Below are 21033 nucleotides of genomic sequence, written 5' to 3' on the forward strand. Positions count from 1 at the left end.
GGGTTCTAACCGGCATCGCCACTCACGAGGTACCCGGCCAGCCCGTGGTGGCCCCGCCGCATCATCCACGCGTGGTTGGCGCGGAAAAACGGCCGGGCCACCACGTCAAGCCTGCGCAGCAACGGTTTCCGCGCCCGGACGCGCTGCGTGATCTCCAGCCGGGCACCCCCGCCCTCGGCGTGGATCGCCCCGGCGAGCACCCCGTCGAGATCCCCGCTCAACCGGACCCGCACCCGCAACCCCGCCGCGTCCTGCTGCTCCCGACGCATCGCGACGACAATCCGGTACGGCAACCGCGACCGGCAGACGACCTGCGCGGTGTCGTCGTCCACCTGGCGCACCGACTGGACGTCCGGCCACCACCGCGGATACGCCTCCAGATCGACGATCGCGTCGAACACCCGCTCCGGCAAGGTCGGCAGCCACCAGACGCTCCGGAACGAATACTCGGCGCTTTCACGGATCATCCGCTCGCCTCTCTCCCGAGTTGCCGATCAGCGGGAAGCACGCTTGTCGATCTTGACTGTCGTTCCTAGGCTGCCCACGCCCTTGGGTACGCCGCCGCCAGAACCACCTCGGAGGCTTGCCGTGCCTGTGCCCGCCCGCACCGCCGTCGCGGCGTCCATCATCGTCGCGATGCTCGCCGGCTGCAGCGCCCCAGCCGCCCCAGCCGCTCCCCCCGCTTTCACCGCGACCCTCACCTCGCCGACAAACGTCGTCCTGCGCTGGCCACCCGACCCGGCAGCGGCGGGCTACCTGCTGGAATACGCCAACGCCGCCGGCGGCCCGTGGACGGCGCTCCAGTACCTCCCGCCCGGCCAGACCTCGTACACTCACCCGGATCTGATCCCGGAAACACCGTTCTACTACCGAATCCGCTCTTTCTCCGGCCCAGTCTCGGCGATCGTTTCTTCAGCCAGCGCTGCTTCGCCTCCGGACAACGCCGCGCCGCCTCCCGGCGAGACTGCCCCGGCGTCCGTGCGACAACCAGGTGCCGCCCCGACCCACCTCACGGTGGTGCCGTCCGCGGACCAGAACATCCGCTTCGCCTGGTCCGACCGCTCAACCGACGAGGCCGGTTTCCTGCTGGAGATCCGTCGGCCGGGCACCCCGGATTTCGCCCCGGTCGAGGTGACCGACCCGAACGCGACGCAGTGCGCGCTGTCCCTCCTGCCCGGCGAACAGGGCTCGGCCTTCCGGATCCGCGCCCTTTCCTACGGCCCGCTCTCCCCCGTCGTCGAACGCACGACAGGCAAGGACTGACCTGCTCCCCGCACAGACCGCGGCAGGCCAGCACCACCCGAGACCATGCCTGACCGACCCGGCTTCACAGCCGGCTCAGCCCGGACCAACCGGCCCCGCGCAAGCCGATCCACTCAGCACCACGCCAGCTCAGAGCCAGCAACCCGCGCCAAGCTCAGCCGTGCTCGACCACCGCAAATCGTGCAGCGGCAGCCAAGCACGCTCCGCGTGCACGAGGCCCCGGGCGGGGGCACCAGGCCCGTCGATCCGGCTCTGGGAGCACCCGCCAGGCGCTGGCCGCACCACGGCACCGCGAGCCGAGCCAGGCCGCACCGGACCGGGAGTGGCGCGGCGGGACTGGGCCCAGTAAGGGTCGTGAGTGTTAAAACCGGTTCTAACCGGCATGAACACTCACGAGCCCCGAACCGCGTCGAGCCGAGGGTCGTCAGGCCGGGTTCAGCACCTGCGCGAGGAACTCGCCGGTGTAACTCCCCTCCGTGGCCGCCACCTGTTCGGGCGTTCCCTCGGCGATCACGGTGCCGCCGCCGGAGCCGCCTTCCGGGCCCATGTCCACGATCCAGTCGGACGTCTTGATCACGTCGAGGTTGTGCTCGATCACGATCACCGTGTTGCCCTTGTCCACCAGGCCGTTGATCACGCCGATCAGCTTGCTGATGTCCTCGAAGTGCAGGCCGGTGGTCGGCTCGTCGAGGATGTAGACGGTCTTGCCGGTGGAGCGCTTCTGCAGTTCGCTCGCCAGCTTCACGCGCTGGGCCTCGCCGCCGGACAGGGTCGGGGCGGGCTGGCCAAGGCGGACGTAGCCGAGGCCGACGTCGACGAGCGTCTGCAGGTGCCGGTGGATCGCCTTGATCGGCTCGAAGAACTCGGCCGCCTCCTCGATCGGCATGTCCAGCACGTCGGACACCGTCTTGCCCTTGTAGTGCACCTCGAGCGTCTCCCGGTTGTACCGGGCGCCCTTGCACACCTCGCACGGGACGTAGACGTCCGGCAGGAAGTTCATCTCGATCTTGATCGTGCCGTCGCCGGCGCACGCCTCGCAGCGGCCGCCCTTGACGTTGAACGAGAAGCGGCCCTGCTGGTACCCGCGGACCTTCGCCTCGGTGGTGGCCGCGAACAGTTTGCGCACGTGGTCCCACACGCCGGTGTAGGTGGCCGGGTTGGAGCGCGGCGTGCGGCCGATCGGCGACTGGTCGACGCGCACCAGCTTGTCGACGTGGCCGAGGCCGTTGACCCGGGTGTGGCGGCCCGGGACCTGGCGCGCGCCGTTGAGCTTGTTCGCCAGCACCTGCGCGAGGATGTCGTTGACCAGCGTCGACTTGCCGGACCCGGACACGCCGGTGATCGACACGAGGCAGCCGAGCGGGAACGACACGTCGATGCCGCGCAGGTTGTGCTCGCGCGCGCCCACCACGGTCAGCTGCCGTTTCTTGTCGACCGGGCGCCGGATCGCCGGCACCTCGATCTGCCGCCGCCCGGACAGGTAGGCCCCGGTGATCGATTCCTTGTTCTTCAGGATCTTCTTGTACGGGCCGCTGTGCACGATGTGCCCGCCGTGCTCGCCCGCGCCGGGGCCGATGTCGACCACCCAGTCGCTGGCCCGGATGGTGTCCTCGTCGTGCTCGACCACGATCAGCGTGTTGCCGAGGTTGCGCAGCCGGGTGAGCGTCTCGATGAGCCGGTGGTTGTCGCGCTGGTGCAGGCCGATCGACGGCTCGTCCAGCACGTACAGCACGCCCACCAGTCCGGAGCCGATCTGCGTCGCCAGCCGGATGCGCTGCGCCTCGCCGCCGGACAGGGTGCCGGAGGCGCGGTCGAGCGACAGGTAGGTGAGGCCGACGTCGAGCAGGAAGCGCAGCCGCGCCTGGATTTCCTTCAGCACCGCGCCCGCGATCATCGCCTCGCGCGGGCCGAGCACCAGCTCGTCGAGGAACTCCGACGCCTCCGCGATGGACAGCGCGCAGACCTCGGCGATCGACCGGTCGCCCTGCGTCGCGTGTTCCAGCGTGACCGCGAGGATCTCCGGCTTGAGCCGGGTGCCCTGGCACGCCGGGCACGGCACCTCGCGCATGTAGCCCTCGTACCGCTCGCGCATGTACTCCGAGTCGGTCTGCTCGAGGCGCCGCTCCAGGAACGGGATCACACCCTCGAAGGCCGCGTAGTACGAGCGCTGCCTGCCGTACCGGTTGCGGTAGCGGACGTGCACCTGCTCGTCGACGCCGTGCAGCACCGCCTTCTGCACGCGGGCGGGCAGCCGCCGCCACGGCGTGTCCATGCGGAACCCGACCGCCTCCGACAGCGATTCCAGCAGGCGCAGGAAGTAGTCGGCGCTCTGCCCGCCCGCCCACGGCGCGATGGCCCCCTCGGCGAGCGACAGTTCGTCGTCGGGCACCACCAGTTCCGGGTCGACCTCCTTGCGGATGCCGATGCCGGTGCATTCGGGGCACGCGCCGTAGGGCGAGTTGAACGAGAACGACCGCGGTTCTAGGTCCTCGATCGCCAGCGGGTGGCCGTTGGGGCAGGCCAGGTTCTCGGAGAAGCCGCGCACGCGGTGCGGGTCGTTCTCGTCGAGGTCGACGAAGTCGAGTTCGACGAGGCCGTCGGCCAGCCGCAGCGCCGTTTCCACCGAGTCGGTGAGCCGCTGCCGGGCGCTGGTCTTGACCGTGAGCCGGTCGATCACCACGCCGATCTGGTGCTTTTCCTGCTTCTTCAGCTTCGGCGGGTCGGTGAGCGGGTGCACCGTGCCGTCGACGACCACGCGCGCGTAGCCCTGCTGCTGCAGGTTCTGGAACAGGTCGAGGTACTCGCCCTTGCGCCCGCGCACGACCGGCGCGAGCACCTGGAACTTGGTGCCCTCGGGCATTTCCAGCACCTGGTCGACGATCTGCTGCGGCGTCTGCTTGCTGATCGCCTCGCCGCATTTGGGGCAGTGCGCCTTGCCGGCGCGGGCGTAGAGCAGCCGCAGGTAGTCGTAGACCTCGGTGATCGTGCCGACGGTCGACCGCGGGTTGCGCGAGGTCGACTTCTGGTCGATCGACACCGCGGGCGAGAGGCCCTCGATGAAGTCGACGTCCGGCTTGTCCATCTGCCCGAGGAACTGCCGCGCGTACGCCGACAGCGACTCCACGTACCGCCGCTGCCCCTCGGCGAAGATCGTGTCGAAGGCAAGACTCGACTTGCCCGACCCGGACAGGCCGGTGAACACGATCATGCTGTCGCGGGGCAGATCGAGATCCACGCCGCGGAGGTTGTGCTCGCGCGCTCCGCGAACAACGAGGCGATCAGCCACGCCTTCGTCCCTTCCATCGTTCTGCTCGGTGGCCCGCCGGGAGATCCGGTGCCGGCGGACGTGCCCAGGGTAAGGACGACCACCGACAAAAACCGGACCGCACGTGTTCTGCCTGGGCTTTTCCGCTCTCCGGGGGCCGTGGGAAGCGGCCCGCGGCGGGTCGCGGACGCTGTCGGAGGCCCCGCGCGGCAGAGCGGATGCGCGGGCTGGCCCGGTTCCACGATACAGGTCGGCGACGGCCGCCCGGCCCGGGTGCGCGGGCCGGGAAACCGGTCGGCGGACGGCGTTTTCCGGGGAGCCGCCGCCGGGCCGGGGAACGGCCCGCTACGTTCGGGGAGTGGGGAGCGAAGACACCGAGGCCGTCCGGATCTATGCCGCCGGGAACGGCGGCGACCGGCCCGGCCCGGGAGGCTGGGCAGCCGTGCTGGCCTACGGCGAGCACCGGAAGTCGATGACGGGCGGCGCGGCGGACACGACCGCCGACCGGATGGCGCTGACCGCCGCGGTCGAGGCGCTCGAAAGGCTGAAAAGACCGGTCCAGGTGCACCTCTACAGCGACAGCGAGCATCTCCGCACCGCGCTTGAGCCGGGCGGTCCATCGTCCGATGACGACCTCCTCCCCCGGCTCCGCGCCTGCGCCGCTAGCCACCGCATCGCCTGGCGGGCGGCCGAAGATCCGGCTGCCCGCGCGCAGCTCGCCGAAATCGCCGATCTCGCGGCTGCGGCGCGGCCCGCCGGGCGTCCTCCCGCGCCGCCGGAGGACGACGAATGCAGGCACGGCATGACAAAGGCCTACTGTGCCGACTGCCGCCAGGCCGACGCCGGGGTGCTGCCGACCGGCTACCGCACGCGAGGCGGCAGCGCCTACCACAACGACGCCGACTGCTACTGGCTCCGCAGAGGCCAGCAGCGGCAGGCGCGGATGGGCCGCGACACGCACGAGATCGTCCGGATCGCCTGGGCCTCGGTGATCCCGGGAGAACTCGAACCGTGCGAATCCTGCTGCACGACGGAATGGCTGGACCGGAACCGCCGCCGCTGACCGTCAGCCGCTCTGCATGACGCACCGGACCCGGTCGAACCGGCCCGCCGCGAGGTCGTCCTCGCGGATCAGCCAGTACAGAACGCCGACGTCGCCCCACATCAGGCCCGCGTCGCCGTCGCTGTCGATCTGGGCGAGCAAGGCCCAGCGCAGCGCTTCGCCGGCGAGGTCGGAATCGGACGCTTCCTCCGGCAGCACGGCCGCGGCTACCTCGTCCTCCGGCGGGCCCTGGACCGGCCAGGAACAGCCGCCGATCTGGTGGTACGGCGCGGCCGTCGACTCCCGGAGGAGGTCGTAGAACTCGTCGGACCAGTTGTCCGGGTCGGAGAGAGGAAGCCCGTCGCGGGCGAGCGTGCGGCGCAGCACCTCCTGCTGGGAATTCGGGAAGGTGCCGGTGATCTCCGCGGACACCTCCAGCCGCGGATAGACCTCGACTCCCTCCGGGGCGGCCCGTTCGGCGGTCTCGGCCCCGGCCGGGACGACCACGACTCCGCCGAGAGCGGTCAGATCGACCGGCCCCTCGGCCTCGAACCAGTCGTCGCAGTAGAAGAACAGCAAGGAACCCGACTCGGGCAGCTCGATCCCGCCGGGCACGCGAGGCAATGCCGCGCAGTCGATCGAAGCGACGAAGTTCATCGGCAGCTCGCCCCGCCAGACCGGCCATTCCGCGTCCGCGGGCAGTGCAGGGCTCCCGCCGAGACAGCCGACGCGCGCGCCGCTCCCGCCCGCAGTCAGCCGGATCGCGGGCCGGAACACTGTTTCCCACGCCTGCGCGACGTCCGGCGGCAGATTCTCGCGCGCCAGCTTGGCGAGCGGGTCCATCCAAGAGGTCATGGGGAGATCTTGACAGCAGGCGCCGACAAAAACGGCCGCGTGGCCGACGCGCGGGTGATCCGGCTACGGTGGGGACTCGTGAACATCGCCGACACCTACACCGGACACGTCGAACCGGGCGGCGACGCCGCCCGCCGGACGCTGGACGGCCTCACCATCACCAAGCTCTCCGTTGGCCCGATGGACAACAACGCGTACCTGCTCGTGTGCCGCGAGGAGAACGAAGCGCTGCTGATCGACGCGGCCAACGACCCGGAGCGCATCTCCGACCTGATCGGCCACGGCCCGGACCGGCCCGCGCTGCGCACCGTCGTGACGACCCACCAGCACCCCGACCACTGGCAGGCGCTGGGCGCGGTCGCCGGAGCGAACGGCGCGAACACCGCGGCGCACCCGCTGGACGCGGAGCCGCTGCCCATCCCCCCGGACTTCCTGGTCGAACACGGCGACACGCTGAAGGTCGGCGCGGCGACGCTGGAGGTGATCCACCTGCGCGGCCACACGCCGGGGTCGATCGCCTTGCTGTACCGGGATCCGAAGGGGCACGGGCACTTGTTCACCGGGGACTCGCTGTTCCCGGGCGGGGTCGGGAAGACGTCGTCGCCGGAGGACTTCACGTCGCTGCTGAACGACGTGGAAACGCGGATCTTCGGCGAACTGCCGGACGACACCTGGTTCTACCCGGGGCACGGGGACGACTCGACGCTGGGAGAGCAGCGTCCGCACCTGGCGGAGTGGCGCGAACGCGGCTGGTGAGCTGACGACGTTCCCCCAACGGGGCTGCCTGCGTGCCGGGCGGCCCCGTTTGCCGTCAGTGCGGCGAACCAGCCAGCCCTGTTTCGTGCCAAAAACGAACGATCGTGCTAGAAAGGGTTCATGAACAAGGGCGAGGCAACCCGGCAGGCAGTGCTGGACCGGGCCGCCGCGACCGCCAGCCGGATCGGTCTCGCCGGGCTGACCATCGGGACGCTGGCCGCGGACACCGGGATGTCGAAAAGCGGCCTGTTCGCCCATTTCCAGTCCAAGGAATCCCTTCAGGCCCAGGTCCTCGCGCACGCGAGAGAGCTTTTCGCCGCACTGGTCGTGCGCCCGGCGCTGGTCGCCCCGAGGGGCGAGGCCAGGGTGCGCGCGCTTTTCGAGCACTGGCTCGCGGCAGGCCGGGAAGGCGGCCCCAGCTGTCTTTTCGTGTCCGCCTCCGCCGAATACGACGACCAGCCCGGCCCGATCCGGGACCAGCTGGTGCGCGACCACCTCGACTTCACGGACTCGGTCGCGCAGATGTTCCGCACCGGGATCAGCGAGGGCCAGTTCCGCCCGGACGCCGACCCGGACCAGTTCGCCCACGACCTGCACGGCGTGATGCTCGGCTTCTTCCACGCGCACCGGCTGCTGGCCGCGCCCTCTGCCGAGGCGAGGACCCGGCACGCCTTCGAAAACCTGCTCGCCGCCGCTCGGGCCGCCAGCTAATCCGCCACTACCGAAGGATCCGGCATGACTGGTTTCTGTCCTGATAAAAGCACGATCGTTCGTTCTAAAAACTCTCCACCGGCCGACCGGGCCCGGGACACCACCGCAGGCGAGAAGTTCGACGCCGCGAGCGAAAAGGCCGTCTCATGATGAGGAGCGGATGGAGAGCGGGCCCGGCGAGCGACGGCGGCGAACCGGTTTTCGTCGCGGTCACCGAATTCCGGCCGCATCGGCACCGGGACATGCTCGCGGTCGCGCGGGCCGGGTTCCGGCTCGGACGCGGCTGGCCGGAGCTTCCCGGAGCCGTCGGTATGTGGCTGTGGTGCCAGCCGACGCTCGGCCGCACCGGCTCGGTCTCGATCTGGCGCGACGAAGAAGCACTGCGCGGCTTCGTTCGCTGGCCGCCGCACGTCGAGGTGATCAAGCGGTTCCGCGACGAGGGTTTGTTGAGCAGCAACGGCTGGTGGACGCCGTCGTTCGATCAGGAACGGACCTGGCGACAGGCCTGTGCGCAACTCATTGACCCCCGGAGGGTGAAGCGGGACGGATGAGGCCCGCCATCCTCCGCCGCCCTCAGGGAATCCGGAGATCCCAAGCCCGCCAAGAGAATTCGGCAGCGACAGTGCCGCTCGTGGCCGTCTGCGACGACAGGCGGCCGCGAGCGGCGAGGACCGATCCATTCCCCGCTCTCATCGCGCAATGCCGAACGCGACTTGGACACGAGCGGCCACCAGCCGTGCAATGGAGAAATGATCGAGCACCCGCGCGTCGTCGCCGTCGAGGAACACATCGCCACTGAGCATTTCCTCAGCACCGCACACCGTCTCGACGTCTTCGAAGGCGACCGGACCGAAGTCGGCCTCATGCGCACAGTTGAAGCCCGGGAACCGCTGCGATCCGCGCTCACCGACCTGGACGGGCGGGTCGCCGCGATGGACGCTGCGGGACAGGCGATGGCTGTCCTGAGCATCAATCCGCCCGGCGTCCAGCCCTATCCCGCGGCCGACGCTGTCCCGCTCGCCCGCTCAGTGAACGACTCTCTCGCCGACCTCGTGCGGCAGCGCCCGGACCGGTTCGGAGCCCTCGGAACAGTGGCCCCGCAAGACCCGGCCGCCGCCGCAGACGAGATCGAGCGCGTCATGGGGCCGTTGGGGCTGCACGGGATCATGATCAACTCCCACACCGAAGGCCAGTACCTCGACGAGCCACGCTTCGCCCCGCTGCTCGAAGCGGCCGAAGCGGCGAAGGCGCCCATCTACCTGCACCCACGGTTCCCGAGCATGCTGGCGCCCTACGACGCGTACGGAATGCAGGCCGCGGTTTGGGGCTACCAGGCCGAAGCTGGCCTGCACGCCATGCGGCTCATCCTGAGCGGCGTGTTCGACCGCCACCCTGGCCTCACGATCGTGCTCGGACACCTCGGCGAAGGCATTCCGTACTGGCTCAAACGCATCGACAACCGGCACGCCTTCGCCGCCCGCATCCCGGGAGCCGCGGGAACCATGCCGAAGCTCCGGCTCACGCCGAGCGAGTATTTCCGCCGCAACTTCGTCATCACTACCAGCGGCATCGACGATCCGGCTGTCCTCGCGCTCGCCCTGGACGCGGTCGGCGAGGACAACATTCTGTTCGCCGTCGACGCCCCTTACGAAGACACCGCCGACGCGATGGCCTTCCTCCGGTCCGCTCCGTTGTCCGGCACGCAGCGAGCCAAGATCGGCCACGCCAACGCGGAGCGCGTCTTCACCCTTCGGTGATCGCGGTGCCGGGCGCGGCGCTGCCGATGTACTCGCCCAGACCCGAAACGAGCCCGGCGATGTCGGCCATGCTGTCGAACCGGCGCTGGTGCAGTTCGGCGATCTTCGCGCCCGTTTCCGGGTCCGGGTCGTCGGTGATGTCGAACGACATGAACTTGTCGACCAGCGGCAGCCCGATCCGGTCGGTGGCGAGGTGCGCGGGGTGGACCAGGTACTCCCAGTAGCCGTCGAGGTCGTCGATCACGAAAACGGCGCCCCATTCGTACTCGCCGCCGTAGTCGCGGCCGACGGCGAACGATTTCACGGACGGGATGACCCGCCCTTGGTTGCGCAGGCTTTCCAGCGCCGCCTCGACCAGGTTCGGGTCGGTGCCGGGCTTGATCGTGAAACGGTTGCCGTGGTGGATCATCAGGGTTGCCTTTCCGGGGCGGATGTTCAACCGGCGAGAGCGTTTTTCCGGTTGCTGACGGTGTCGAGATTGCCAACAACACCTCGCCGTTCGCGTCGGTGAAAATCGCCTATCCGCGTCCGCAGGGGGCGATAAGCTGTTTTCCCGGCCAGCACTCGACGCGGTGGGACGACAAACGACTCGGCGCGTACGCCGAGTACGCTGCCGCGCTGAAGTCGTGCGCGCAGCTGTCCTACCGCATCGCCGCCGCCCGTGACTACCCGGCTGGCGCGCTGCCGGTCGATCTGGAAGAGGGGTTGGCCGCCCTCGCGGAGGCCGAGAACGAGCGCGCGGTCAAATGGGAAACCGTGCTGCTCCTCGGTTCGCCGGCCGCGGTCGACGCCGGACGCCGCTGGCACGAGGCGGTCTGGAAGCTCAGCTGGGTCGCCCGCGGCAAGGCGATGAGCCACGAGGATTTCATCGGTCTCTACGAGGTCATCGGCGCCAAACGGGACGAGTTCTACGTGCACGCCCGCGCCGATCTGGACGTGCGCAGCGGCCGCCTTCCGCGGCCTGATCGCGACTGGCATCCGCCTGCCGACCGCGACCTCCGAGGATGACCTGCTCGCCCGGTTGTGTACTGGGAGGATGCGAAAGATCCCAAGTCTGCCAAGGGAATTCGGCCGCCTCCGTGTGCGGCCCGCTTCTGGGAGCGCGTAGGCGAAGGTCAGCTTTCGCGGCGTTCAGGGAGCGGCAGCTCGGCGCACCGAGCCGACGCCGATCAGTTGGCAGCACGAGGAAATTCCCGCGTTCGGGGCTGCCGTGCCGAAGAAGTGGCCGGAAGACCGGTTCGACGTCGTCTAGGCACCGACCCCGGCTAGGCACTCGCTCAAGCGCCGCAACTGCTCCAGCCGGGGACAGCGCCGATCCGATCAGGAACGCCGCAGGCTCACTGCCGCTCGTAAGGCAGCTTCTCCCCCGCCTCCACCGCGAACGGCAGGTGATTCCCCTCCGGCGGCAACGGGCACGTGGCGAAGTCCGTGAACGCGCACGGCAGGTTCACCGCCCGGTTGAAGTCCAGCGTCACGGTCCCGTCCGCGGCCGCCTCGGCAACCGGGAGGGAGCGGTTGGCGGCATAGGTCGTCACGCCGCTGGTCTTGTCGGTGAAAAGAATGCTGTAGCCGCCGGTCTTGCCGTTGAACGCGGTGAGCGCGTGCTCGACACCGTCGCGCTCGAAGACGACCCGGCCAGGCGCGGTGTAGACATGCGACAGTCCTTCCACGACCGCGCCGACCGTCGTGGGCCGGGGCTCGTCGAACGGCTCGAAGCGGCCGGTGAGGACCCACGCCTCGTCGGGGTCATACGCGGGCACGCCGTGGAAGTCGTGCAGCACTGGGGCTTTCGGGTCGTGCACGCGGATCAGGTAACCCGACCGGCGCGCGATCTCGATCTCTACCGAGCCAGCCGTCACGCGGGTGCCCGCGCCGCTGTTCTCCAGTTCGAAGCGGTGGACGTCCGTCAGCACCGCGCCGTCGTGGCGGAGGTCGGCGCCATCCGGATCGACGTACGCCGCTTCGGCGTCCTGCCACCATCGGCCGGGCAGGCCGGGGTAGGTCCGGGGCGAGTTTTCCAGCCAGTCGAGCGACACCAGCGCCAGCCAGCCGTACGGATCGGCCAGCGTCTTTTCCCGCTCCGCCTTCCAGTCCTGCCACGCCTGCGCGAACTCCACCGCCATGTCCGGATCCCTTCCGTTCGTGTCCTCCGCACAACACCGGCCCCGGCAGGGCATTCCGGCTCCCAGCACGTGAGAACGGTAGGGTCGCCCGGGTGGCGGAGCAGACGGAACAAGCCGTGGAGATCTACACCGACGGCGCGTGCAGCGGCAATCCCGGACCCGGCGGATGGGGCGCGCTGCTGCGCTACGGCAAGCACGAGCGCGAGCTGTACGGAGCCGAGGACACCGTCACCACCAACAACCGCATGGAGCTGATGGCTCCGATCCGCGCGCTGGAAAGCCTCACCCGCGCGTCCGTGGTGCGGATCTACACCGACAGCACGTACGTCCGCAACGGCATCCTTCAGTGGATGCCCCGCTGGAAGAAGAACGGCTGGCAGACGCAGGCGAAGCAGCCGGTCAAGAACGCCGACCTGTGGCAGCGCCTCGACACCGCCTGCGAGCGGCACGAGGTCGAGTGGCTGTGGGTCAAGGGGCACGCCGGCCTTCCGGAGAACGAGCGCGCGGACAAGCTCGCGGTCAAGGGGTCGCAGGAAGCCGCCGCGGCCGGGGTGCGCCGCGCTCGCGGCTGAGGCGAAACCGCACGAGGACCAGACCGGGCCGGTAGATCGTGTCCAACCGACAATAAAATTGTTCTTGACAAGAAGAACATTCGGCAGGCAGGCTCGGCAGCACAGAAAGCCGAGAGGAAACCAGCCATGCCGAAGTTCACGACCGTCGCCGAGTACGTCGCCGCCCAGCCTGAGGCGCTTCACGAGGTCTACGCCGTCCTGCTGCCCGCGCTCGACGACGCGATGCCGCACCCGGCCGCGCTCTACCACGGCGCGCCCACCTGGAAGGCAGGCAAAAACCCGGTCTGCCTCGCAAAGGCGTACAGCTCATACGTGACGCTCGCGTTCTGGCGCGGCCAGCTGCTCACCGGCGGCAGCCTCGAACCGAGCGCCCGCGAGATGGCGCACGTGAAGCTGCGCAGCGCCGAGGATGTCGACAGCTCGCAAATCACCGCCTGGGTGCAGCAGGCTCTCGCGCTGGAGACAGAATCGGCGGCGTGACGAACCCCTGCCCCTGCGGACTCCCCGAGCCCTACGCCGCCTGCTGCGGCCGCTTCCACCGCGGCGACCAGCACGCCCCCACTGCCGAGCGGCTGATGCGGTCGCGTTACTGCGCGTTCGCTGTCGGGGAGCCCGATTACCTCCTCGACACCTGGCATCCGGACACCCGCCCGAAGCGGCTTCGGCTCGATCCCGCGCAGGAGTGGACCCGGCTGGAGATCCTCGGCCACACCGGCGGCTCGCTGCTGCAGAACGAAGGCACCGTCGAGTTCCGCGCGCACTACCGCTACCAGGGCCACGACGAGTCGCAGCACGAGAACAGCCGCTTCGTCCGCGAGGGCGGCCGCTGGTACTACGTCGACGCGCTCTGACCACCAGGGGAAAATCGGGCGAAAAGCCCCCGTCGAGGTCTGTTCCCGGGCGCTCCGGACGGCTACTATCACCGGCAATCGTTAAGGAACTTTACTAACAATCGCCGCCGCCAGGAGCCCGAGGAGGACCGCTCGTGACCCCACGCCGGCCAAGAATGCCCGGACGGCTGTTAGCAGTCGCCGCACTGACCGCCGCGCTGATCCCCGGCGTCGCCGGAGCCGCTTCGGCCGGGCCGGAACCCGGCCAGGCCGCGATTCCCGGCTACCTGATCCAGTCCTCGGCCAAGGTGGCCGACGACGCCTCGGTGTCGAAGCCCGGTTTCGAAACCAAGGGCTGGTACCCGGTCGGCTCGCAGTCGACGGTCTACGCCGGGCTGCTCGCCAACGGCCGCTACTCCGACCCGTTCTACTCCACGAACATGAAGAACGTGCCGGCCGCGGACTTCAAGGTGCCGTGGTGGTACCGCGCCGACATCAAGGTCGCCGACCCGTCCCAGCGCACCTACCTCGACGTCAGCGGCGTGCTGTCCAAGGCCGACGTCTGGGTCAACGGCACCCGCGTCGCGACCAAGGACGAGGTCAACGGCCCCTACACCCGGCACGACCTCGACGTCACCAAGCAGGTGCACGAGGGCGTCAACAGCGTCGCGTTCAAGGTCTACCCGAACGACCCGAACAACGACCTGTCGATGGGCTGGATCGACTGGGCGCAGACCCCGCCGGACCAGAACATGGGTCTCGCGCGCGAGGTCGTCGTCCGGCACAGCGGGCCGGTCGCGCTCCGCGGCGCGCACGTCGTCACGAAGCTGAACGTGCCCGCGCTCGACCACGCCGACCTCACGGCGAAGGCCGACGTCCGCAACGACTCCGACTCGCCGGTGCGCGCGACGGTCTCCGGCACCGTCGCGGGCAAGCCGGTGAGCCAGGACGTTTCCCTTGCCGCGCACGAGAAGAAGACGGTCTCGTTCCCGGTGATCGGCGTCGACAAGCCGCAGGTGTGGTGGCCCGCCGGCATGGGCGGACAGCCGATGCAGCAGCTGGACCTCGCCGCGAGCGTCGGCGGGACCACGTCCGACGCGAGCCACTCCAGCTTCGGCATCCGCGACGTCAAGGCTCCGCTGAACCCCAGCGGCGGGCGGCAGTACGTCGTCAACGGCAAGCCGCTGATGATCAAGGGCGGCGGCTGGTCCCCCGACCTGCTGCTGCGCTGGGACGCGGGCCGGGCGGCGGACAAGCTCGCCTACGTCAAGAACCTCGGGCTCAACACGGTGCGGCTCGAAGGCCACATCGAACCCGACGCGTTCTTCGACCTCGCGGACCGGATGGGCGTGCTCACCATGCCCGGCTGGGAATGCTGCGACAAATGGGAAGGCCAGGTCAACGGCGAGGAGAAGGGCGAGCCGTGGACCGAAGCGGACTACCCGGTCGCCAAGGCGTCGATGACCGCCGAGGCCGAGCGGCTGCGCGACCACCCGAGCGTGCTGTCCTTCCACATCGGCAGCGACTTCGCGCCCAACGCGCGGATCGAAAAGGGCTACCTCGACGCGTTGTCCGCGGCGGACTGGCCCGCGGCGGTGATCTCCGCGGCTTCGGCCAAGGCGTCGCCGAAGCTCGGCCCGTCCGGGATGAAGATGAACGGCCCGTACGACTACGTCCCGCCGAACTACTGGTACGACAAGGCGCACAAGGACGCGGGCGGCGCGTGGAACTTCAACTCCGAGACCAGCGCCGGGCCGGACATCCCGACGATGGACACGCTCAAGCGGATGATGACGCCCGCCGAGCTGGAAACGCTCTGGAAGAACCCGTCCGCGCCGCAGTACCACCGCTCCGAATCGGAGACCTTCGCCAACCTGAAGATCTTCGGCGACGCGCTGGCCGGCCGCTACGGCAAGCCGTCCAGCCTGGACGATTTCGTCCGCAAGGCACAGCTGGCGCAGTACGAGAACGTCCGCGCGGAGTTCGAATCGCACTCCCGCAACTTCACCGACTCGAAGGACCCGTCGACCGGGCTCATCTACTGGATGCTCAACAGCGGCTGGACGTCGCTGCACTGGCAGCTGTTCGACGCCTACCTCGACCAGAACGGCTCCTACTTCGGGGCCAAGAAGGCGAACGAGCCGCTGCACATCCAGTACTCGTACGACACAAAGTCGGCTGAGGTGGTCAACTCCACCACGAAGAAGGCTTCCGGGCTGACCGCCAGCGTCGAGCTGTTCAACACCGACGGCACGAAGAAGTTCTCGAAGACCAAGAAGGACCTGTCGGTCAACGGCGGCGGCGCGCACGCGAAGGCGCTCGACATCGGTTCGGTCAGCGGGCTTTCGTCCACTTACCTGGCGAAGCTGGTGCTCACCGATTCGGCGGGCAAGGAGGTCAGCCGGAACGTGTACTGGCTGTCCACCAAGGACGACAAGCTCAACTGGAGCAAGTCGGACTGGTACTACACGCCGACGTCGTCGTACGCGGACCTGTCCGGGCTGTCGAAGCTGGGCGCGGCGAAGGTGGCCACCACGGCGACCTCCGCGCCGGGTCCGGACGGCACCACTGTCACCACGGTGAAGCTCACCAACACCTCGTCGGGCAAGACCCCGGCGTTCATGGTGGACACGCACATGGTGGACAGCGCGGGAACGCCGGTGCTCCCGGTGTCCTGGTCGGACAACCAAGTCAGCCTGTGGCCAGGTGAGTCGGTGACGATTACCGCTACCTATCGCACAGCTGACCTGCACGGCTCGGCTCCGTCGGTGCGGGTCGCGGGCTGGAACACCGGCACGCAGACCGTCCGCGGCTAAGTGCCTCGTGAGTGGCAATCGCGGTGCTAACCGTGATTGCCACTCACGAGCCCCACAGCCGCCGCTGCTCCGCATCCGGATCCGACACCGTCTCGCTGACGTCGTCGAACACCCGCGTCACCCGCTCCCCCGGCACATACGCCGCCCATCCCGGATCACCGGTCGCCACGAACCGGACCCACGTTTCGAACATCTCCTTCGCCATCGCCCGCATCCGCTCCGGATCGGGGCGCGCGATGGCGAACAGGAAGCGCCAGTTGGGGTTGCGGACGTCGTCGAACACGAACGGCAGGTCCACCCCGTGCGCCGCGCCGAGGCCCCGCCCGCGCGGCGCGATCCGCCAGTCCAGCCGGTACATCCAGGCCGTGCCGCCCGCGGCGTGCTGGGTCTCGGCGAGCCGGATCGCCGGCAGCCACCAGTCCCCCGCCGTGCGGACGCGGTTCACCAGCTGGTCTTCCGGCCAGTCCGGCAGCAGCTCCCGGTACGCCTCGGTCATCCGCGCGATGACGTCCGGTTCGAGCATCGTCGAGCCGGTGCCGAGCAGTTTCGCGCCGCCGGTTTGCAGCCAGGAGAACAGGTCCTGCTCGTCGGCCGTGGTCCCGGTGAGGATCCGGACCTCCCGCGCGACACCGTCCGCGACCGCTTCGCCGGGCCGCTGGGGCAGAAGATCCCCGTCGACCACGACGCGGTACGGCACCATGGTGCCGAGCTGAGCCGTCACCCGTTGCTGCGCCGCCAAAATCTCCGTGACCGGCAGCGCGGACAGATCCGCGCCTTCCAGCTCCTCCAGCACCGCCTCGCCGACGTCCTCCGCCTCGGCCGGAGTGTGCACGACGGAACCGACCCCGGTGCCGCTCTGCACGATCGCCTGGCTGAACAGCCCGCGCGCCGCCGGGACCGCCAGCAACGTCCCGACCGTCCGGCCCCCGTTGGACTGCCCGGCGAGCGTGACCCGCCGCGGATCGCCGCCGAACGCGGCCACGTTGTCGCGGACCCATTCCAGCGCCAGCACTTGGTCGTGCAGCGAGAGATTTCCCTCGGAAACCCCGGGCAGCCGGAGCAAGCCGAGCACCCCGAGCCGGTACCCGACAGTCACGACAACCACGCCGTGGCGGGCGTACGCGGAGGCGTCGAACTGATGCGGCGCACCCAGCAACCCGCCGCCCCCGTGGATCCACACCAGCACCGGGTAGGAGCCAGGCGCTTCGGGCGCGTACACGTTGACGTACAGGCAGTCTTCGTCGCCGATGAAGCGTTTCCCGGTCACGTCGGGCTGCGGGGCTTTGGCGGCGAACTCCGTCGCGTCGCGCGCCCCGGTCCACGACGCCACCGGCACCGGCGGCCGGAACCGCAGCTCCCCCACCGGCGGTTCCGCGAACGGCACCCCCAGGAAAACCCCCGCGCCGTCCCGAACTTCGCCGCGCACCGCACCGGCCCGCGTCTCCACCGTCGTCACGACCGGCAGCCTAACGCTGGCCCCCGCGCGTGCTCCGAAGCCGCGGGTGATGATTGTCCGGTGGAAATCGCCGCGGAATTGGTGACGCTGGTCCTGACGGTCCTCCTGGTGACCGTCGTCGCGCGCCGGATGGACTGGTCGGCGCCGCTGTGCCTGGTCGCGGTCGGCGTCGGGGTGTCGTTCATCCCGGGAGTGCCGCAGTACGAACTGGACCCGGAGATCGTCCTCATCGGACTGCTGCCGCCGTTGCTGTATTCGGCGTCGATCCAGACGTCGCTCGTCGCGTTCCGCAAGCTGCGCGGGCCGATCGCGCTGCTGTCGGTCGGGCTGGTGGTGTTCACCGCCTTCGGGGTCGGGCTGGTGACCTGGCTGGTCGTGCCAGGATTGCCGCTGGCCGCCGGGATCGCGCTGGGCGCGGTCGTCGCGCCGCCGGACGCGGTGGCGGCGAGCGTGGTCGCGCGGCGCGTCGGGATGCCGCGCAAACTCGTCCGGCTGCTGGAGGGCGAAAGCCTCTTCAACGACGCCGCCGCGCTCGTCGCGCTGCGCACCGCGATCGCGGCGATCGCCGGCGCGGTCAGCTTGTGGCAGGTCGGTCTCGACTTCCTGCTCGCGGCCGTCGGCGGGATCGTCGTGGGTTTCCTCGTCGGCCTGATCGTGACGTACGTCCGCGCGAAGCTGGAAGACACGCTCACCGACACCGCGCTGTCGTTCGCGGTTCCCTTCGCGGCCTACTTGCTCGCTGAAGCGGTGCACGGATCCGGCGTGCTGGCGGTGGTCGTCACCGGGCTCATCCAGGGGCACCAGACGCCGCGGATCCAGTCCGGCCCGTCGCGGCTGGCCAGCAGGCTGAACTGGGAGACCGTCCAGTTCCTGCTGGAGAACATGGTCTTCCTGCTGATCGGCCTGCAGGTGCGGGGCATCCTGCACGAGGTCGGGAAGAGCGGGCTGTCGCTGGGGCAGCTCGTGGGGATCTGCGTCGCGGTGCTCGCCGCGACGATCTTCACCCGGATGCTCTGGATGGCCGGGATCGGGGTGGTGAAACGCGTCCTGAACGGCCTGGGCCTCCAGCGCGGCAAGGTGTGGCCGTGGCGCTACTCGGCGGTGATCGCGTGGGCCGGGATGCGCGGCGTGGTCACGCTCGCCGCGGCGTTCGTGCTGCCCGCGGACACCCCGCAGCGGGCGGTGCTCGTGCTGGCCGCGGTCGTGGTGGTGGCCGGGACGCTCGTGGTGCAGGGCATGACGCTGCCGCCGCTGATCCGCCGACTGCGGCTGCCTCGTCCGGACCCGGCGGAGGACGCGCTGCAGGAAGCCGCCGTACTGCACGACATGACCCGGGCCGCGCTCGCGAAACTCGAAGAACTGCGCCGTCCGGAAGACCCGCCCGAGGTGATCGAACGGCTGCGCGACCGGTTGCAGGGCCGGTCCGACGCCGCGTGGGAACAGCTCGGACGGCAGAGCACGCTCGCCGAAACCCCAAGCGACGCTTACCGTCGGCTTCGCGTGCAACTGCTGGAAGCCGAACGCGAAGTGTTCCTGAAGGCGCGAGACGGCGCTACTGCCGACGACGCCGTGCTGCGGCGGGTGCTGGCCCGGCTCGACATCGAAGAATCCATGCTCGACCGCGAAGAGGAGGAACCCCCGGTGGCCGAACGCGAACTCAGCACCCCCGCCGCCACGGCCGGGTCGTGCAAGCACCTCAGCCACGAGTGGCCGGACAAGGAACCCAGCACCCGGGATTCCTGCGCCGAATGCGTCGAGGCCGGGATGACGTGGGTGCACCTGCGGATGTGCCTCAAATGCGGGCACGTGGCCTGCTGCGATTCGTCGCCGGGCAAGCACGCCTCGCAGCACTTCCACGAGACCCTGCACCCGGTGATGCGCAGCTTCGAACCGGGCGAGACGTGGCGCTGGTGCTTCGTGGACAAACAGCTTGGCTGAACCGGTTAGGGTCGGGGCATGAGCACGCCCGAACAGGAAGTCGAGTACCGCCAGCACCGCTTCAGCCCGCCCTCGGGCGCCACCGAGATTTTCCTGGTGCGCCACGGGGAATCGATGCCGCAACGGCTCAGCGCGCCGTTCGATCTCGTCGACGGCCAGGCCGACCCGGACCTCGCGCCGGAAGGCCGCGACCACGCCGCGCGCGTAGGCGAACGGCTGGCGTCCGAACGCATCGACGCGCTGTACGTGACCACCTTGCGGCGCACCGCGCAGACGGCCGCGCCGCTGGCGGAAAAGCTCGGCCTCACCCCAGTCGTCGAACCGGATCTGCGCGAGATCCACCTAGGCGAATGGGAAAACGGGCTGTTCCGCAAGCACACCTCCGAGGGGCATCCGCTGGCGCGGAAGCTGTGGGAAGAGCAGCGCTGGGACGTCCTGCCGGGCGCGGAATCCGACGAAGCGTTCGGCCTCCGGATCCGGGCCGCGCTCACGCGCATCGCCGCCGCGCATCCGGACCAGCGGGTCGCGGTGTTCACCCACGGCGGCGTGATCGGCGAGGTGTTCGCCCAGGCCAGCCGCGCGCTGGAGCGGTTCGCCTTCCTGGGCGCGGACAACGGTTCGATCTCCCACCTCGTGGTGCACGGCGACAACTGGCTCGTCCGCGGGTTCAACGACCGGTCTCACCTGGCCGCTCCGCTCGGCTGAACGCGCTCGTCGCGGCGGAGGAACCCCGCCGCGACGAGTTCCACGGTCACCAGCACCGAGACCGACTGCGCGGCCAGCAGCCCGATCAGCACCAGCACCTGCGTAGTACCGGCTTGAAGCGGGCTGGCCCCGCCGAGCAGGACGCCGACGTACGCGCCCGGCAACGTCACCAGGCCGACCGTCCGGGTCTGGTCGAGCGCGGGGATCAACGCGTGTCCCGCCGACGGACGGCAGATCTCCAGAGCGGCCTGGCGCGGCAGAAACCCCAGTGCGAGCGCGGCTTCGTACTCCCCGTGGCGTTGCTTGAGCTCGTCGAGCGCGCGGCGGGCGGCCTGCGAGGTCGCGGTCATCGAACCGCCGATCACGATCCCCGCGATCGGCACGACGGCGATCGGTTTCGCCGGGACGACCCCGGAACCCAGCACCAGCGCCAGCACCGGGAGAACGCCGGACGCGAGCGAAAGCGCGACCCACCCGATCCGCCGCGGCCCGCCGATCCGGCTGGCGGACGTCGCGGCGGCGATGGAGAACATCACGAGGACGAACAGCCCGGTCAGCCAGCCCGAACGCAGGATGACCGTGATGACCAGCGAGACGAGCGCGAGCTGCGCGACGGCGCGGACCGCCGCGATCAGCACCGCGCGCCCTTGCCCGAGCTGCCCGAACCGGACGACGGCCGCCCCCGCGAGCGCCAGCACCGCGAGCACGGCGATCAGCGCGGGCCCGAATCCGATCGCACCGTTCACGGTGCGATCCTGCCGCAGGCCGGAGTGCGGCGCGGCGGGGCGGGCCTTGCAGCCCTGACCAGGCGGCGGGCGGCGCGTTGCTCAAACCCGGCGCCGCCGTCGAGGGCGGCAACGGATGCGCGAAGTTCCCCAGCTGGCCTGGCAAGCAATGCACGTTGTCCGTGAAGGGCTCCTTGAGGGAATCTGATTCCCTCAAGG

At 69.7% G+C, this 21033-nt stretch carries 20 protein-coding genes; 13 read left to right on the forward strand and 7 right to left on the reverse strand.

The features are described from left to right. Positions 1-5: 5 nt before the first annotated feature. Positions 6-467 (reverse strand): SRPBCC family protein, encoded by a 462-nt coding sequence (locus tag ACWGIC_RS40050; protein ID WP_452081168.1) that lies wholly within the window; start codon positions 465-467, stop codon positions 6-8. Between the two features lie 121 nt (positions 468-588). Here ACWGIC_RS40050 and ACWGIC_RS40055 point away from each other — a divergent pair, with 121 nt between their 5' ends. Next, positions 589-1263 carry a fibronectin type III domain-containing protein gene (locus ACWGIC_RS40055; RefSeq protein ID WP_452081169.1) on the forward strand — a complete coding sequence of 225 codons (675 nt, stop codon included), beginning with the start codon at positions 589-591 and terminating at the stop codon, positions 1261-1263. A 424-nt stretch (positions 1264-1687) separates the two neighbouring features. Here ACWGIC_RS40055 and uvrA read toward each other — a convergent pair whose 3' ends face one another. Beyond that, the gene (uvrA, locus tag ACWGIC_RS40060; protein ID WP_452081170.1) at positions 1688-4549 is read right to left on the reverse strand and encodes an excinuclease ABC subunit UvrA; all 2862 of its coding nucleotides are present in this window, start codon (positions 4547-4549) and stop codon (positions 1688-1690) included. A gap of 337 nt (positions 4550-4886) precedes the next feature. Between uvrA and ACWGIC_RS40065 the strand changes: the two genes are divergently transcribed. Then, a complete protein-coding gene (locus ACWGIC_RS40065) occupies positions 4887-5591 on the forward strand; it encodes an RNase H family protein (protein ID WP_452081171.1) in 705 nt (234 codons plus the stop codon). Positions 5592-5594: 3 nt separating this feature from the next. Here ACWGIC_RS40065 and ACWGIC_RS40070 read toward each other — a convergent pair whose 3' ends face one another. After that, positions 5595-6425 carry a YwqG family protein gene (locus tag ACWGIC_RS40070; RefSeq protein ID WP_452081172.1) on the reverse strand — a complete coding sequence of 277 codons (831 nt, stop codon included), beginning with the start codon at positions 6423-6425 and terminating at the stop codon, positions 5595-5597. A 78-nt stretch (positions 6426-6503) separates the two neighbouring features. On the opposite strand from ACWGIC_RS40070, the gene ACWGIC_RS40075 reads away from it, so the two are divergent. The 4 genes from ACWGIC_RS40075 to ACWGIC_RS40090 all read left to right on the forward strand — a co-directional run bounded on the left by ACWGIC_RS40075 (position 6504) and on the right by ACWGIC_RS40090 (position 9649). Further along, positions 6504-7181, forward strand: coding sequence for an MBL fold metallo-hydrolase (locus ACWGIC_RS40075; protein WP_452081173.1), 678 nt, complete (start codon positions 6504-6506; stop codon positions 7179-7181). Positions 7182-7301: 120 nt separating this feature from the next. Further along, entirely contained in the window at positions 7302-7892 is a 591-nt protein-coding gene (locus ACWGIC_RS40080; RefSeq protein ID WP_452081174.1) for a TetR/AcrR family transcriptional regulator, read from the forward strand. Positions 7893-8038: 146 nt separating this feature from the next. Then, positions 8039-8443, forward strand: coding sequence for a hypothetical protein (locus tag ACWGIC_RS40085; protein ID WP_452081175.1), 405 nt, complete (start codon positions 8039-8041; stop codon positions 8441-8443). A gap of 198 nt (positions 8444-8641) precedes the next feature. Next, on the forward strand, positions 8642-9649 hold the full coding sequence (locus ACWGIC_RS40090) for an amidohydrolase family protein (RefSeq protein WP_452081176.1): 1008 nt from the start codon (positions 8642-8644) through the stop codon (positions 9647-9649). Here ACWGIC_RS40090 and ACWGIC_RS40095 read toward each other — a convergent pair. Continuing rightward, on the reverse strand, positions 9636-10058 hold the full coding sequence (locus tag ACWGIC_RS40095; RefSeq protein WP_452081177.1) for a Dabb family protein: 423 nt from the start codon (positions 10056-10058) through the stop codon (positions 9636-9638). The two genes, ACWGIC_RS40090 and ACWGIC_RS40095, sit on opposite strands and share 14 nt — an antisense overlap. A 98-nt stretch (positions 10059-10156) precedes the next feature. Between ACWGIC_RS40095 and ACWGIC_RS40100 the strand changes: the two genes are divergently transcribed. Beyond that, positions 10157-10657 carry a hypothetical protein gene (locus tag ACWGIC_RS40100; protein WP_452081178.1) on the forward strand — a complete coding sequence of 167 codons (501 nt, stop codon included), beginning with the start codon at positions 10157-10159 and terminating at the stop codon, positions 10655-10657. Between the two features lie 329 nt (positions 10658-10986). Here the strand turns inward: ACWGIC_RS40100 and ACWGIC_RS40105 are convergent, their stop codons facing one another. Next, positions 10987-11772: a DUF1684 domain-containing protein gene (locus ACWGIC_RS40105; RefSeq protein WP_452081179.1), complete on the reverse strand. Its 786-nt coding sequence runs from the start codon at positions 11770-11772 to the stop codon at positions 10987-10989. A gap of 92 nt (positions 11773-11864) precedes the next feature. On the opposite strand from ACWGIC_RS40105, the gene rnhA reads away from it, so the two are divergent. From rnhA to ACWGIC_RS40125, 4 genes are all read left to right on the forward strand, one after another. Beyond that, positions 11865-12344 (forward strand): ribonuclease HI, encoded by a 480-nt coding sequence (rnhA, locus tag ACWGIC_RS40110; protein WP_452081180.1) that lies wholly within the window; start codon positions 11865-11867, stop codon positions 12342-12344. Between the two features lie 126 nt (positions 12345-12470). Next, positions 12471-12824, forward strand: coding sequence for a DUF1801 domain-containing protein (locus ACWGIC_RS40115; protein WP_452081181.1), 354 nt, complete (start codon positions 12471-12473; stop codon positions 12822-12824). Then, the gene (locus ACWGIC_RS40120) at positions 12821-13195 is read left to right on the forward strand and encodes a YchJ family protein (RefSeq protein ID WP_452081182.1); all 375 of its coding nucleotides are present in this window, start codon (positions 12821-12823) and stop codon (positions 13193-13195) included. Before ACWGIC_RS40115 ends, ACWGIC_RS40120 begins: the two co-directional genes overlap by 4 nt. 155 nt (positions 13196-13350) lie before the next feature. Then, entirely contained in the window at positions 13351-15990 is a 2640-nt protein-coding gene (locus tag ACWGIC_RS40125; protein WP_452081187.1) for a glycosyl hydrolase 2 galactose-binding domain-containing protein, read from the forward strand. A 43-nt stretch (positions 15991-16033) separates the two neighbouring features. Here ACWGIC_RS40125 and ACWGIC_RS40130 read toward each other — a convergent pair whose 3' ends face one another. After that, the gene (locus ACWGIC_RS40130; RefSeq protein ID WP_452081183.1) at positions 16034-17446 is read right to left on the reverse strand and encodes a carboxylesterase/lipase family protein; all 1413 of its coding nucleotides are present in this window, start codon (positions 17444-17446) and stop codon (positions 16034-16036) included. Positions 17447-17506: 60 nt separating this feature from the next. Here ACWGIC_RS40130 and ACWGIC_RS40135 point away from each other — a divergent pair, with 60 nt between their 5' ends. Then, positions 17507-19384 carry a Na+/H+ antiporter gene (locus ACWGIC_RS40135; protein ID WP_452081184.1) on the forward strand — a complete coding sequence of 626 codons (1878 nt, stop codon included), beginning with the start codon at positions 17507-17509 and terminating at the stop codon, positions 19382-19384. A gap of 18 nt (positions 19385-19402) precedes the next feature. Further along, a complete protein-coding gene (locus ACWGIC_RS40140; RefSeq protein ID WP_452081185.1) occupies positions 19403-20089 on the forward strand; it encodes a histidine phosphatase family protein in 687 nt (228 codons plus the stop codon). Here ACWGIC_RS40140 and ACWGIC_RS40145 read toward each other — a convergent pair. Then, positions 20065-20835, reverse strand: coding sequence for an ABC transporter permease (locus ACWGIC_RS40145; protein ID WP_452081186.1), 771 nt, complete (start codon positions 20833-20835; stop codon positions 20065-20067). The genes ACWGIC_RS40140 and ACWGIC_RS40145 overlap by 25 nt on opposite strands. Positions 20836-21033: the final 198 nt, after the last annotated feature.

The sequence above is a fragment of the Amycolatopsis sp. NPDC054798 genome, from assembly GCF_053611505.1.

What these genes read in the sequence shown, in the direction of transcription:
- ACWGIC_RS40050 (WP_452081168.1), bottom strand. Translation starts at nt 467, where the DNA reads ATGATCCGTGAAAGCGCCGAGTATTCGTTCCGGAGCGTCTGGTGGCTG.
- ACWGIC_RS40070 (WP_452081172.1), bottom strand. Translation starts at nt 6,425, where the DNA reads ATGACCTCTTGGATGGACCCGCTCGCCAAGCTGGCGCGCGAGAATCTG.
- ACWGIC_RS40080 (WP_452081174.1), top strand. Translation starts at nt 7,302, where the DNA reads ATGAACAAGGGCGAGGCAACCCGGCAGGCAGTGCTGGACCGGGCCGCC.
- ACWGIC_RS40085 (WP_452081175.1), top strand. Translation starts at nt 8,039, where the DNA reads ATGATGAGGAGCGGATGGAGAGCGGGCCCGGCGAGCGACGGCGGCGAA.
- ACWGIC_RS40090 (WP_452081176.1), top strand. Translation starts at nt 8,642, where the DNA reads ATGATCGAGCACCCGCGCGTCGTCGCCGTCGAGGAACACATCGCCACT.
- ACWGIC_RS40095 (WP_452081177.1), bottom strand. Translation starts at nt 10,058, where the DNA reads ATGATCCACCACGGCAACCGTTTCACGATCAAGCCCGGCACCGACCCG.
- ACWGIC_RS40105 (WP_452081179.1), bottom strand. Translation starts at nt 11,772, where the DNA reads ATGGCGGTGGAGTTCGCGCAGGCGTGGCAGGACTGGAAGGCGGAGCGG.
- ACWGIC_RS40115 (WP_452081181.1), top strand. Translation starts at nt 12,471, where the DNA reads ATGCCGAAGTTCACGACCGTCGCCGAGTACGTCGCCGCCCAGCCTGAG.
- ACWGIC_RS40125 (WP_452081187.1), top strand. Translation starts at nt 13,351, where the DNA reads ATGCCCGGACGGCTGTTAGCAGTCGCCGCACTGACCGCCGCGCTGATC.
- ACWGIC_RS40140 (WP_452081185.1), top strand. Translation starts at nt 19,403, where the DNA reads ATGAGCACGCCCGAACAGGAAGTCGAGTACCGCCAGCACCGCTTCAGC.